This is a genomic window from Blautia aquisgranensis (genome assembly GCF_040096615.1).
Classification (GTDB): Bacteria; Bacillota; Clostridia; order Lachnospirales; family Lachnospiraceae; genus Blautia_A; species Blautia_A aquisgranensis.
Genome location: NZ_JBBMEJ010000009.1, coordinates 64,550 through 77,076, shown reverse-complemented (window position 1 = coordinate 77,076; position 12,527 = coordinate 64,550). Strand labels below are relative to the sequence as shown.

The 12,527-nt window shown below is 43.8% G+C and carries 15 protein-coding genes and 1 tRNA gene; 9 read left to right on the top strand and 7 right to left on the bottom strand.

Annotated elements, in window-relative coordinates; genetic code table 11:
- Positions 1-9 precede the first annotated feature (9 nt).
- Positions 10-417, top strand: a complete 408-nt coding sequence (gene atpC / locus WMO28_RS08895; protein WP_178644876.1) for an ATP synthase F1 subunit epsilon — start codon at positions 10-12, stop codon at positions 415-417.
- Positions 418-522: 105 nt separating this feature from the next.
- The gene (locus WMO28_RS08890; protein ID WP_349056727.1) at positions 523-1,404 is read left to right on the top strand and encodes a hypothetical protein; all 882 of its coding nucleotides are present in this window, start codon (positions 523-525) and stop codon (positions 1,402-1,404) included.
- A gap of 183 nt (positions 1,405-1,587) precedes the next feature.
- On the opposite strand, the gene WMO28_RS08885 is transcribed toward WMO28_RS08890, so the two are convergent.
- Genes WMO28_RS08885 through WMO28_RS08875 form a run of 3 tightly spaced genes read right to left on the bottom strand, consistent with a single transcriptional unit; the run spans position 1,588 to position 3,252 of the window.
- On the bottom strand, positions 1,588-2,316 hold the full coding sequence (locus WMO28_RS08885; RefSeq protein ID WP_349056726.1) for a hypothetical protein: 729 nt from the start codon (positions 2,314-2,316) through the stop codon (positions 1,588-1,590).
- A 3-nt stretch (positions 2,317-2,319) separates the two neighbouring features.
- Entirely contained in the window at positions 2,320-2,814 is a 495-nt protein-coding gene (locus tag WMO28_RS08880) for a hypothetical protein (RefSeq protein ID WP_349056725.1), read from the bottom strand.
- On the bottom strand, positions 2,815-3,252 hold the full coding sequence (locus WMO28_RS08875; RefSeq protein ID WP_349056767.1) for an RNA polymerase sigma factor: 438 nt from the start codon (positions 3,250-3,252) through the stop codon (positions 2,815-2,817).
- Positions 3,253-3,427: 175 nt separating this feature from the next.
- On the opposite strand from WMO28_RS08875, the gene WMO28_RS08870 reads away from it, so the two are divergent.
- Together WMO28_RS08870 and WMO28_RS08865 are read left to right on the top strand one after the other, a co-directional pair.
- On the top strand, positions 3,428-4,636 hold the full coding sequence (locus WMO28_RS08870; RefSeq protein WP_349056724.1) for an alanyl-tRNA editing protein: 1,209 nt from the start codon (positions 3,428-3,430) through the stop codon (positions 4,634-4,636).
- Positions 4,637-4,641: 5 nt separating this feature from the next.
- Positions 4,642-5,532 carry an amidohydrolase family protein gene (locus WMO28_RS08865; RefSeq protein ID WP_349056723.1) on the top strand — a complete coding sequence of 297 codons (891 nt, stop codon included), beginning with the start codon at positions 4,642-4,644 and terminating at the stop codon, positions 5,530-5,532.
- On the opposite strand, the gene WMO28_RS08860 is transcribed toward WMO28_RS08865, so the two are convergent.
- The 4 genes from WMO28_RS08860 to WMO28_RS08845 form a co-directional block, all read right to left on the bottom strand.
- Positions 5,502-6,665, bottom strand: a complete 1,164-nt coding sequence (locus WMO28_RS08860; RefSeq protein WP_349056722.1) for a hypothetical protein — start codon at positions 6,663-6,665, stop codon at positions 5,502-5,504. The genes WMO28_RS08865 and WMO28_RS08860 overlap by 31 nt on opposite strands.
- 30 nt (positions 6,666-6,695) lie before the next feature.
- The gene (locus tag WMO28_RS08855; protein WP_349056721.1) at positions 6,696-6,896 is read right to left on the bottom strand and encodes a hypothetical protein; all 201 of its coding nucleotides are present in this window, start codon (positions 6,894-6,896) and stop codon (positions 6,696-6,698) included.
- Between the two features lie 146 nt (positions 6,897-7,042).
- Entirely contained in the window at positions 7,043-7,807 is a 765-nt protein-coding gene (locus WMO28_RS08850; protein ID WP_178641432.1) for a GNAT family N-acetyltransferase, read from the bottom strand.
- Between the two features lie 9 nt (positions 7,808-7,816).
- A complete protein-coding gene (locus WMO28_RS08845) occupies positions 7,817-8,452 on the bottom strand; it encodes an SGNH/GDSL hydrolase family protein (protein WP_349056719.1) in 636 nt (211 codons plus the stop codon).
- Between the two features lie 232 nt (positions 8,453-8,684).
- On the opposite strand from WMO28_RS08845, the gene WMO28_RS08840 reads away from it, so the two are divergent.
- The 5 genes from WMO28_RS08840 to WMO28_RS08820 all read left to right on the top strand — a co-directional run bounded on the left by WMO28_RS08840 (position 8,685) and on the right by WMO28_RS08820 (position 12,524).
- Positions 8,685-8,756 (top strand) — tRNA-Glu (locus tag WMO28_RS08840).
- Between the two features lie 279 nt (positions 8,757-9,035).
- Positions 9,036-9,548: a prepilin peptidase gene (locus WMO28_RS08835; protein WP_178641438.1), complete on the top strand. Its 513-nt coding sequence runs from the start codon at positions 9,036-9,038 to the stop codon at positions 9,546-9,548.
- The gene (locus WMO28_RS08830) at positions 9,545-10,552 is read left to right on the top strand and encodes a P-loop NTPase family protein (RefSeq protein ID WP_349056718.1); all 1,008 of its coding nucleotides are present in this window, start codon (positions 9,545-9,547) and stop codon (positions 10,550-10,552) included. Before WMO28_RS08835 ends, WMO28_RS08830 begins: the two co-directional genes overlap by 4 nt.
- A 2-nt stretch (positions 10,553-10,554) precedes the next feature.
- The gene (locus tag WMO28_RS08825) at positions 10,555-11,745 is read left to right on the top strand and encodes a TadA family conjugal transfer-associated ATPase (protein ID WP_349056717.1); all 1,191 of its coding nucleotides are present in this window, start codon (positions 10,555-10,557) and stop codon (positions 11,743-11,745) included.
- Positions 11,742-12,524, top strand: a complete 783-nt coding sequence (locus tag WMO28_RS08820) for a type II secretion system F family protein (protein ID WP_178641458.1) — start codon at positions 11,742-11,744, stop codon at positions 12,522-12,524. Before WMO28_RS08825 ends, WMO28_RS08820 begins: the two co-directional genes overlap by 4 nt.
- Positions 12,525-12,527 lie beyond the last annotated feature (3 nt).

Below are 12,527 nucleotides of genomic sequence, written 5' to 3'. Positions count from 1 at the left end.
GGAGCGGCTATGAGTGAGACATTTGGCCTGGAGATCTATGCCAGTAATAAACGGGCTTATGCAGGACGTGCTCAGAAGCTTGTAATCCCGGCTGTAGATGGTGAGGAAGGATTCCTTGCTCACCATGCCAATGTGGTAGCAGCGATCATTCCGGGAGAGATGCGTTTTGAGGATGCAGAAGGCAAGGAGCATGTTTTTGCTGTGAGCAGCGGATTTGTTGAGATGATCAACAACCGTGCCAAGCTGTTCTGCCTCAGTGTAGAGAGTCCGGAGGAGATCGATATCCGCCGTGCCCAGGAAGCAAAGGATCGTGCAGAAGAGCAGCTTCGCCAGAAACAGAGCATCATGGAATATCACAGAAATCAGCTGGCTCTTGCAAGAGCGATGACACGTCTTAAGGTTACACATAAGCAGTAAATAGTTAAAATTATAAATACAAAAAACACCTTTTAGGTGCTATACTGTTTATACAGAAAGCATGTAAAGGGTGTTTTTTTATAAGAAAAAGAAGGGGAAAAGAAAATGAATAGAAAAAAGATGAAAAAGCTTATGGGAAGCTGTCTGTTGCTGTTAAGTCTGATGCTGATTTCTACATTTTCAGTAAGCGCAGCAACGAAAAATCCAACAAAGGTCAATCTTAGAATAGGAAGCAGCAGACAGAATGTTTACAAATCCTATGATGTTACAGGAGACAGCAAGGTAGATCAGTTTAACATTGCACTTGGACTGAATGGTAAGATTGACAAGAAGGACAGCAACGGATATTACAACAATATTTTTATCAGTATCAATGATAAAACATACATCATGAAATCAGCAACTTATTTCTATGGTGCAAAAGCCAGTCTCTATACACTGGCAAATGGTAAACCGTATCTTTATATTGATGCGATAACAGATAATGATTATCATGCAGTATGTGGACTTTTTAATTACGATAAAAGTAAGAAGAAAATGGTAACAGCTGTTAATTTTACGACATTATTTAACGGATATGCCGCACGCTGCAGTGGCGATATTGTAAAGATCAGTGGAAATACAATAAAAGTTCGCTATGGACTGATGTGCTATTCTCTCGGTGGATGTACAATCACTTATAATTATACATACAAAAATGGAAAATTATTACGTACATCCTACTACGGAACTCTTGTGAATATTTCCAAAGGACAGCACCTGACGAAACTTCTTACTGCAAAAAGGACTCTGACAGCTTACAAAGCTCCGGGAACTACCCAGAAAGCCTTTACGATCAAAAAAGGTGCTCCAGTGAAGATCATGCAGGTCTGGAGAAAAGGTAACAGTATGTACATTAAGCTTATGTACGGCGGCAGCTATGGATGGATCAAAGCAGCAACTGCCAATACATCACAGCAGTTTTCAGATGTAGTGTATGCAGGCTGAGAATCATAACTGACTGAAAGTAAATATAATAAAACACCCTTAAAATAAAAAACGCTATCAGTAATCTGCAGAACTGAATGTATATTCAGTGTATTACAGAGAGGGCTGATAGCGTTTTTTATTGAATTAAGTAAGTCTCATGCCGGATTGCAAATATCCGCTGGACTTGTGTGGCTGCAATATTTATTGTAATGAGGAATCTGGAGTATTTTCTTTATCAGAGGTATCATCGTTTTTATGAGCAGCTTCTGTACGGGAAGTTGGAACAACATTTCCAGGGAGAGCTTCAGCAGAATTTCCGGCTGTCTGGTCAGGGGCAGTATTAACGTCAGAATCTGCTGGCTGCTGATAAGGCCGGTACGGTTCCCAGTAATGTTCATCTTTATCTGACCCATCCTCGCTCAGGTTTTTCTTCTGCTGGGAAAGAAGATAAACACCGGCAGCAATGATACCTGCGGCAATGACCATCTGTGGAAGACCGTGACAGATCTCATATACATAGTCAGCAAATTTATTCGGTACGATGATGCACAGGAGACTTGAAAAACGGCTCCACAGAATGCTGACACCGAAGATGATCAGAATCCATGCAGTGAGGGAACGATGCTGCTTGAGAAGCGTTCCGACATCACCGGAAAGCTGATCCATATGAAGAATGTAATTATCTTCTACAGAATAAAACTCATCCTCAGAAAGTGACTTCAGGTTATGAACATTGAAGAAACTGTAAAACCATACGATCGGCAGGATCATAGTGAGCCATCCCATACCGGATATGGAAGCCAGAGCAATGGAACCCCAGAACAGCGTCATAATGCTGATTCCCTGTTTTTTGAATCCCATGTACATTTCCCCGGCACCGGGGATCAGAGAAAAAATAAATACCCAGAAACCATGTTTTTGTTTTTTCATATATTATTTGCCTCCGTTTATAATTTTATTCGTAAGTTCACCGAGATTATCACTGATCTTCCGGGAATTTGCGGAAAGATGAATGCCTACCTGGTTTGAGAATCGATTTAATTCGGAACCGATATTAAAGGACGAAGAAATTTTTGTCTGCGTCTCCGGTGTTGGTTTTAAAGCAGTAAAATCTGCCTGTGATACAGAAAAAAGCATGATCAGAGCAATACCCATTCCAACTGCTGTACGAAGTCCGGCACAAAACAGGTTCATCCAGTAAGCAGTTTCGTGGATTTTTCTGGAAGCTCTGATTTCCGGTGAGGAAGCTTTTTTGAGGATTTCTGCCTGCAGGTAAGATGGTGCACGTTCGGAAACGGTATTTTCATCTTGAAGCAGCTGATCCAGACAGAAATCACATTGCTCCATATGTTTCAGAAACCGTGTCATTTCTTCGGTATTCATAGTTCCGTTCTGAAATTTTTTTAGTTCGTTATCAGTTACATGCATCTAATCACTCCTTTCCAGCAGTGCCTTTAACATGGAGCGGGCACGGTAGATCTGCGTCTGTATGGTTTTTGTATTTTTGTTTTGGGCTTCTGCGATTTCTGAAGCGGTTTTTTCTTCACAGAAATGAGCGGTAGCCACTTCCTTATAGGGACTTTTCAGATTAGAGCACAGACTGCGGATTCGATTCTGAAAATCTTTATCCAGACAGGTTTCTTCAGGAGATGCCTCGTTGTCATGGAGTTGATTGAAATAAGTGTCCTCAGTAGGAATGGTACGTCTGCCCGCAGCTTTGAGATGATCCAGACATTTGCGGACTGCGATCTTGCTGAGCCAGGCCTTTTCGTAGGTACCGTCAAAACGGGACAGATTTTTGTAAGCGGAAAGAAAAACATCCTGGGTCAGATCCTCAGCATCAAACGGATTGCCTACAGATTTCAGACAGATCGAATATATTAAATTTTGATAAGTGTGGATCAGGTATTCCAGATATTCTTCCCGTGAGATATAATCAGCTCCTTTCTCTTCCCGTTCACCTATTATAACGCGGGAGTCAGAAGAAAGACTTCAGCTTTTTTACAAAAAAATAGGAATTTTTATAGCAGGGTCGGAAAAATTGTTCTATACTATTAACGAAAAAAAGGAACAGCGACAGAAAGCGAGGATGAGACAGATGACAGAGACGAGACGCTTATATTACGAAGATGTATATAAAAAAGAATTTACGGCAAAGGTTCTGGAATGCAGGGAAGCGAAAAAAGGCTTTCACATTATTCTGGATGAGAGTGCTTTTTACCCGGAGGGTGGCGGACAGCCAAGTGATACCGGATATCTGAATGATGCAAAGGTCAGCGAAGTACATGAAAAAGACGGGGAGCTTCTTCATTATACAGATAAACCGCTGGAGCCGGACAGCGAAGTGACAGGAAAGATTGACTGGGCAAAGCGATTTGACCTGATGCAGCAGCACTCCGGTGAGCATATGGTCAGTGGCCTGATCCATGCGGCTTATGGTTATGATAACGTAGGCTTCCATATGGGAAGTGATACGATCACAGTAGATCTGAATGGTCCTTTGGATGAAACACAGCTGGCAGAGATCGAGCAGAAGACCAATGAGAAGATCTGGGAGGATTTCGAGGTAAAAATCTTATATCCGACACCAGAGGAACTGGAAAAAATTGATTACCGCAGCAAAAAAGAGCTTACAGGACAGGTACGTATCGTGGAGTTTCCAGGTGTGGATATCTGTGCATGCTGCGGAACACATGTGACACATACCGGAGAGATCGGTATGGTGAAGCTCCTTTCTGTGGAAAAATTCCGCGAGGGTGTCCGAATTGAGATGATCTGCGGAAAACGTGTTCTCGATTATCTCAACATGGTCAATGAACAGAATCATCAGATTTCAGTGAAGCTTTCTGCAAAAATGGACAAGACTGCCCAGGCTGTATCCCGACTTCAGGAAGAGAATTTCCGTCTGAAAGGTCAGGTAGGACAGCTGGTAGACGATATGTGCAAAAAAGAAGCAGAGCGTTATGCAGGAAGTGGCAGTGTGTTGATCTTTATGGACGGGCTTGACGCAGACAGTGTGCGTAAGCTGGCAGATGCAGTGACACAGACCTGTGCCGGATGCTGTGCGGTATTTTCCGGAAATTCGGACGGAACCTATAAGTATGCAATGGGTGAAAAGGATGGAGATCTCCGTCAGTTTACCAAGGATATGAATGCTGCATTAAATGGACGTGGCGGTGGAAAACCGTTCTTTGTGCAGGGGTCTGTACAGGCAACGGAGAAAGAAATTCGAAGATTTTTTGAGCAGTGATGGAAATGTTTGGAGAATGTCATGCACATATATTTCTCAATGGATATGACTACAGAAAAGCTGTTGAGGAACAGAAAAATGGTCCAAGGGACGAACTGATACGTTTACATCTGGAAGAATACCGGAAAAGAGGAATTCGTTTTGTACGGGACGGAGGAGACCATTATGGCGTATCGAAGCGCACGGCCGAGCTGGCACAGGAATATGGAATCGATTACCGTACGCCGGTTTTTGCCATTTATAAAGAAGGCCATTATGGCAGGATCGTGGGAAAAAGCTTCTCAAATATGAAGGAATATCACAGAAGAGTTTTGGAAGCAGCAGAAGCGGGCGCAGATTTTATCAAGATCATGACGACCGGTTTGCTGGATTTCTCGGATCATGGAAAGATCACGGGAACACCTCTGGAAGTTTTGAAAGTAAAAGAAATGGTACATATTGCCCATGAGGAAGGTTTTGCTGTGATGAGCCACACCAATGGTATATATGGTGTGCAGGCGGCTATAGAGGCTGGTGTTGACAGTATTGAGCATGGGAATTATATGAATAAAGAAACGCTCACTATGCTGGCAGACAGTAACAGTGTGTGGGTGCCTACACTTGTAACTGTCCGGAATCTGATGGGCTGTGGAAGATTCGAGGATGCAGTTTTAAGAACAATCACTGAGACCGGAGAACGGAATCTTAAGATGGCTTTTGAGAAAAAAATCCACGTAGCTGTGGGAAGTGACGCCGGTGCATACCGGGTTCTGCACGGCAAGGGTGTGGAGGATGAGTGCAGAGCCTTTTTTGACATACTGGGTGATACACCGGAGGTACGAAGATGGATGGAAGACGGAGAAAAAAGAATCCGGAACGTCTTCCGTCACGGGTCTTCGAATTTAATACAGGAATAAATATTGGAGGTGCGGGATTTCGCAGGGTTAAAAGTGACCTTGAGATCCGCACCTTTTTCCATTGCACTGGAAGAAAGATCCTGAGCGTTTTCACGGTCACAGAGGATATTCACACCATCATAGGTCTGGATCAGCACTGTGTTGGCAGTTGTTCCGAGGATGGTGCCGGTCACGGTGGAAGTAATATTGCGGACGGAAAGCGTATCGGGATCTTCGCCTGTGATACCGCGGATTTTCATGCCGCTTGTGGATTCGCTGTTAAATTTACCAGTATAAATGATATTTACATAGGAACCGGGAGCCATGCCGCCTTTAAAATATACGGGAGCAGAAGAAAGCGGGATGTTAAGCTCGGAACCGGTAGTCTGTGGAATAACGGTCATGGTATTTGTGCTGACACTTACGATCCGGGCACGAAGATGGTGTTCTTTTTTCTTCGGTTCCGGAGATGGTGTCGGAGTTGCCTCGGGAACATTCAGAGGTTCTGTATCAGAAACGCTGATCACTTTGGTAAAGCTTCCGTCGTATTGTTTGTCATCGACCATAGAGGTATTGATGAATTTGCCGCGGAAATGAACATAGACCCATCTGCCAGCCTTGATGCCTTTTTTGTAGTACTGATTTACACCGGTTACAGGGAATGTTACGGTGTTACCCTTCTCTGTTACCATAACAAGCGCATTAGCTGTGAGTTTTTTTATTTTTCCCTTCAGGGTGCGGTCTTCCAGAGGGGTTTCGTTGTGATACTGATCGGTTACTTTTACAGGGGAGATCGTGCTGATATCTGTTCCGGAAAGCTGTCCCTCGTAAATCACGCTGACATTATCGCTGAGAACGATGCCATATTTGCACTCCAGTCTTGTCTGTGAAACATCGAAAACATAGGTTTCACCGTTGCTGGAAATCGTAAGATTTGTTCCGTCAAAGTCCTGAAGACTGCCGGAAATCTCATCCATATAAACACGTTCTTCCTGAGAAGAAGCCTGTTCATCCTGACCGGAAGCCTGTGAAGCAGCAGTGTCTGAAATTTTGTCCTGAAGGGAAATAATATGATCATCAACATGATCGATGCTACAGCCGCCCGCAAAAAGAGAGAGGCCGAGAATCATACATGCAGCAGAGAGTTTTTTCATTTGTTTGTGTCCTCCGACCTGGAATAACGGTCAGTCCTGTTTTTCTGTAGAGCTATGGGATTCCGGTACCGGTGCAAAATCAAAGATCTGGCGAAAAGAATCCCATTGCTCACGGCTGTCTATTCCATGGTTGATCAGGCCGGTGCATTCAGTACAGGCATTAGTATCCAGATAATTCTTATAATAAATATGATAGGGATTTTTGTCGTTTGTTTCCTGTGGATCGTTCATCTGATAGGTCTCCTTATATTTGATAAGGATTAGTATATGAAGACAGGAAAGATATTATGTAAGATACAGGTATTATAGCAAAAAGAAATCGGGATTTCTACAGGGATTTACAGAAAATCCCTGTAATTATTGATGAGGCGGCCGGTTTACTGAAAACGTGTTCCCATAGGCTGGACGCGGAACCAGTAAGTATAAAAATAGCGAAAACCAAGAGAGTGGTACAGTTTTTCTGCGGAATCGTTATTTTTTACAACCTGAAGATAAGCATGGCTTGCACCTCTTTTTTTGCCTTCGCGAAGAAGTCCTGTGCAGATCTGGCGCGCATAGCCTCTGCGTCGGTAATCCTCCCGCACATGAATCGCGTAGATACCGATATAGTCACGATCCAGAATACCAAGACCGGTGGCAATGATCTGACCGTTTTTTGTGATGGAGGCACAGACAGTTTCCTTGAGAATCGCGCGGTACATGGACGGAACGACACTTCTGTGTACAGGATTCGTGGTTCCCTTGAGGTCAAAAAGACTGTGAATCCAGAAATCAGGGATCTCATTGGTAAAAAGAACATCTGTGACAGGGGCATCCAGGACTGCATCATCCAGATCAACGGTCATAACATTGGTAACGTGTTGGATTGAGTAGCCGCGGTTTTCCAGCATATAGTCAAAATCAGAAGAAACAAGAGGGCTGATCTTGAAGATCGCGGGAGTTCCGAGACGCCGATAGACCTGCTCGCAGTAGGGGATTTTTTCCCGCCATGGGAGAGTGGAGGTGCCGAACTGCTCCACACTGTTGGTTCTGTGTGTATAAAAATAAGAAAAACGGAGGATCCAGCCATCGTAAAGCTCCATTTTATGAGATGGCCATGCGTTCAGTGACATATCCTCGATTTTTTTGATTGCTTTTTCCATAGTATGATATCACCTTTCTGATGTAATTGACGAATAAAGTTTCCCGGCAAGTATCTGGTGACCACGTGGTGTGAGATGAATCCCATCCGTGGTTATGGAATCTGCACCGGAACGGGAGGCTTCCTGAGCCAGGGCATCCTGCAACGGGACAAAAACAGCTCCATGCTTCTGGCTGATCTTTTGGATCTGACCGGACATTTGTAAAAGAAGTGGTTTCCAGGCAGCGTAATATTGTGGACACGAAAAGATAAACGGTTCCAGAAAAAAGAGCCTGCGGTATCGGGCACCGGTATTTTTTCTGTCAGAAAGCAGACGGGCAAGCTGTTCGTACTGCTCAGAAAATTTCTGCATCAGAAGCTGCTGCTGTCCGGATGTGCGGCGGGTGTTCATCATAATGCCAATGTCGTTGATTCCAATAAGAACTGTGATGATATCAGGATCGGTCGCCTGAAGCCAGGAAGGAGCATGATGCAAAAGCTTCTCCAGGGTAAGGCCGTCGATTCCTTTGTTTATAACAGAAAAATTCTGACTGGTATCTGAAAGCATCCGGGAAAGTTCTTTCACATATCCGTTTCCCAGCGGATTAGGAAAGAAAAGCCGGCCGCAGTCTGTAATGCTGTCGCCCAGGCATAAAAGCTGAGTCATAGGAGTTCCTTCTTTCGCATTTTGTGATTTGATAGTAGCACTTACAACCACTGTGGTCAAGCGCATGAAATCCCGGAAAATGCGTAAAAAACGAATAAACATGAAAAACATGAAATTTTTTAAAAAAAATTAAAAAAAGTACTTGCATTTTGAAAGAAAGTGTTATATACTAACGAAGTCGGTTGAGGGAAACAACAAAAAACGAAATCAAACGACAGAAACAAATGAATATGGCCAGTTGGTCAAGGGGCTAAGACGCCGCCCTCTCACGGCGGAAACACGGGTTCGATTCCCGTACTGGCTACTAAGCGAAAGCAGTTGGAAGTCGCATTCCTACTGCTTTTTTCGTTGCCTGGAAAAACGTGAAATATGCAGGTGTAATCAAAACAAATGTTCCGGATTGCTTTTGCGGAGAATTTCAGGGCGTGTCAGAATTTGTCGAACGAAAATGCTGGACAAAGCGCAGACAGACATCTATAATAAATTTTACCAGAGATCTTCTGGTATCGATCACCGCCAGATCAGGCGGGAATTTCCACTTTTATTATAACTGAATCATTATTTTTGTGGGAAGGGGGCGCGTATGTCTTTTTACAGAGCTTTACCCGTGGTAATTTCTGCAATGGCAGTCTGGATGGACTTTAAGAGTGCATCGGTGGACAATGGCTGGATTCTTTTTTCTTTTGTGACAGGATTTCTTATTCAGTTTACAGAAAAAGGTCTGAGAGGTGGATTTGTATTTCTGGCAGGAGCTTCGACTCCGGTTATCATTCTTGGGATATTATTTATATTCCGGATGCTTGGTGCCGGGGATATCAAGCTTTTATGTGCACTTGGTGGGATCATGGGTCCACGGACAGTTGCAGAATGTATTTTTTATTCGTTGCTTGCAGGAGCAGGCATTTCTATGGCAATTCTTATTTCTACAGGCGGTATCCGCCAGAGATTCCTTTATTTTTTTCGGTATATGAATGAATTTTATGTGACAGGGGAAATGCATCCTTATTACAGGAAGGGAACAGAATTTCCGGAAAATTTTCATTTTACGGTACCGATATTCTTAAGCGCAGTGCTTTATGCAGGAGGTGTGTATTGAAGAAAAACATATTTGCAGTCTGTGATCTGGAAGTAGATTATGCTTTTAACTTTATGGACTATCTGAACCAAAAGAAGAATCTTCCCTTTGAGATTCAGGCATTTACCACGGCGGAGAGTCTGATCGCCTACGGAAAAGAAAATCATATTGAGTTGCTGCTGATTTCTGATAAGGCGATGAGGAGAGAAGTTCGTGAGCTTGGAATCGGAAAGATCATTATTCTTTCGGAAGGAGTACATCCGCCGGAACTGGATCAGTATTCAAGTGTGTACAAATATCAGTCATCTTCTGATGTAATACGGGAAGTGATGGCCTGCTATGGAGAAGAGAAAGCACTGAATCCGGTGGATTTTCCTGCATTAAAAAAGACAATGGATATTATAGGTGTTTATTCACCGCTTGGCAGATGTCTGAAAACCTCTTTTGCGCTTGCACTTGGACAGATACTGGCTAAGGAACGGGCCGTTCTTTATCTGAATCTTGAAGAATATTCCGGATTTGAGGAACTTCTGGGAAAGAAATTTCCTACAAATTTAAGTGACCTTTTTTATTACGTGAGACAGGGAAATGAAAATCTTATTCACAGAATGAACGGAATGATCCAGACTGTAAATAATCTGGATTTCATACCACCTGTACGGACTCCTTCGGATATTCGTACAGTATCCTGGAAAGACTGGGAACAACTTTTGCAGGAGATAACACTGCACAGCTCTTATGAGGTGCTGATCTTGGATATCGGAAGCGGTGTAGATGAGGATTTTCAGCTTCTGGAGCTGTGCGGAAAAATCTATATGCCGGTTCTTAAGGATGCAGTATCTGTGTGTAAGATGACGCAGTTTGAAAATCTTCTGCGTATCTGGAATAAAGATACGATACTGGAAAAAACAGAGAAGCTGCACCTGCCTTTTCACATGAAGAATATATCTTCGGAATCTTATGTAGAACAGCTTGTATGGAGTGAACTTGGTGATTATATACGCAAACTTCTGAGAAAGGACTGACCATGAACAGAGAAAAATTCCGGGAAATACATGATCTTCTTATGGAACAGCTGGATGTGTCCAGAGAATTGTCCGATGACGAGATTCTGGAGGTGATCGATGATCTGATACTGAATCAGACAAGAAAAGAATTTTTTTCGCTGAAAGAGAAAGTGGAGCTTCGGCAGGAACTGTTCTGTTCCGTGCGAAAGCTGGATGTACTGCAGGAGCTGATCGAAGATGAAAGCGTTACAGAGATTATGGTCAATGGACCGGATGCGATCTTTGTGGAACGTAACGGAAAACTGACCAGATGGAATAAGACATTTACCTCCAGGGAAAAGCTGGAAGATGTAATCCAGCAGATCGTTGGAAGGTGTAATCGTGTTGTGAATGAATCTTCGCCGATTGTGGATGCAAGACTGGAGAATGGGGCGCGTGTCAATGCAGTTGTGTATCCTGTGGCTCTGAATGGACCAATACTGACAATCCGGCGTTTTCCGGATGATCCCATTACGATGGAGAAGCTGATCTCCCTGGGGAGTATCACAGAGGAGTGTGCGGGATTTCTGAAAAAGCTGGTACAGGCTCGGTACTCCATGGTGATCGGCGGAGGAACAGGAAGTGGAAAAACAACTTTCCTGGGAGCTGTTGCAGAATACATTCCCAAAGATGAACGTCTGATCACAATCGAGGATAATGCAGAGCTGAAGATCCGGGAAATTGATAACCTGGTCTGCCTGGAGGCAAAAATGGCAAATATGGCAGGCGCAGCGGCGGTAACGATCCGTGACCTGATCAAGTCGGCTTTGAGAATGAGACCGGACAGAATAATTGTGGGAGAGGTGCGTGGCGGAGAGGCGGTAGATATGCTGCAGAGTCTGAATACAGGGCATGACGGGAGTCTTTCTACATTGCATGCCAACAGCAGCAGAGATATGCTTTCCAGGATCGAAACGATGACACTTATGGGAATTGATCTGCCCCTGGAAGCAATACGGAGACAGATTGCATCGGGAGTAGATATTCTGGTACATCTTGGACGAATGCGGGATAAGAGCAGAAAATTGCTGGAGATCACAGAGGTGTGCGGATTTGAGAACGGAGAGATCCTGACGCGTCCGTTATACCGGCGTGAAGGAGACAACGGACTTATAAAAACAGGAGAACTTTTACATTGTGAAAAAATGGAACGGGCAGGGATCAGGTTATGAAAGGACAGAAAGGAAAGAAACAGAAGTGGGAAGCTACGAGGAAAGATTACAGGACGTATCATTTTACGGCGAAGGAAGCAGCAAAATATCTTCTGGAGGGAGTTGCCGTGTGCGCTGTCGCCGATTATCTGTTTTATCAGAACCTTCTGGTACTGCTGTTTATGCTTCCAATGTCGGTTCTTTTTCTGAAAATGCAGAGAAAAAAATGTATTATACGGCAGAAACGGGATCTGAATTATCAGTTCCGGGATGCACTGACAGCAATGAATGTGGCAGTTCAGGCAGGATACTCTGCGGAGAATGCAGTGCGGGCCAGTGTGAAGGATCTGGGAAGGCTTTATGAGAATGGAAGTGATATTTTAAATGAGTTTCGCTATATTGAGAGCCAGCTTCGTCTGAGTGTTCCTGCGGAAGAGCTTTTTATGGATTTGGGAAAAAGAAGTGGCGTGGAGGATATTGAGAATTTTGCTGCAGTGTTTTATACGGCGAAACGAACCGGTGGCGATATGACACAGGTGATACAGAAGGTAGCTCGTATGCTGGGCGATAAAATAGAGGTGAAAAAGGAGATTGAGGCAACACTGGCAGCAAAAAAATCAGAGCAGATGATCATGAGTATTATGCCGGCAGGTATCATCTGTTATCTGAAGCTGACTTCGCCGGGATTCCTGGATGTACTGTATGGAAATCCTTTTGGAATCTGTGCCATGACTGCGTGTATGGTGGTCTATGGAGTGTCTTACTGGCTGGGTACTAAAATTGTGGATATAGAAGTGTAGGTG

Bases quoted from the DNA above. Each gene is read 5' to 3' on its own strand.
- WMO28_RS08880 (WP_349056725.1), bottom strand. From the start codon at position 2,814: ATGCATGTAACTGATAACGAACTAAAAAAATTTCAGAACGGAACTATG.
- WMO28_RS08885 (WP_349056726.1), bottom strand. From the start codon at position 2,316: ATGAAAAAACAAAAACATGGTTTCTGGGTATTTATTTTTTCTCTGATC.
- WMO28_RS08850 (WP_178641432.1), bottom strand. From the start codon at position 7,807: ATGGAAAAAGCAATCAAAAAAATCGAGGATATGTCACTGAACGCATGG.
- WMO28_RS08820 (WP_178641458.1), top strand. From the start codon at position 11,742: ATGAAAGGACAGAAAGGAAAGAAACAGAAGTGGGAAGCTACGAGGAAA.
- WMO28_RS08860 (WP_349056722.1), bottom strand. From the start codon at position 6,665: ATGAAAAAACTCTCTGCTGCATGTATGATTCTCGGCCTCTCTCTTTTT.
- atpC (WP_178644876.1), top strand. From the start codon at position 10: ATGAGTGAGACATTTGGCCTGGAGATCTATGCCAGTAATAAACGGGCT.
- WMO28_RS08865 (WP_349056723.1), top strand. From the start codon at position 4,642: ATGTTTGGAGAATGTCATGCACATATATTTCTCAATGGATATGACTAC.
- WMO28_RS08845 (WP_349056719.1), bottom strand. From the start codon at position 8,452: ATGACTCAGCTTTTATGCCTGGGCGACAGCATTACAGACTGCGGCCGG.
- WMO28_RS08890 (WP_349056727.1), top strand. From the start codon at position 523: ATGAATAGAAAAAAGATGAAAAAGCTTATGGGAAGCTGTCTGTTGCTG.
- WMO28_RS08825 (WP_349056717.1), top strand. From the start codon at position 10,555: ATGAACAGAGAAAAATTCCGGGAAATACATGATCTTCTTATGGAACAG.
- WMO28_RS08855 (WP_349056721.1), bottom strand. From the start codon at position 6,896: ATGAACGATCCACAGGAAACAAACGACAAAAATCCCTATCATATTTAT.
- WMO28_RS08835 (WP_178641438.1), top strand. From the start codon at position 9,036: ATGTCTTTTTACAGAGCTTTACCCGTGGTAATTTCTGCAATGGCAGTC.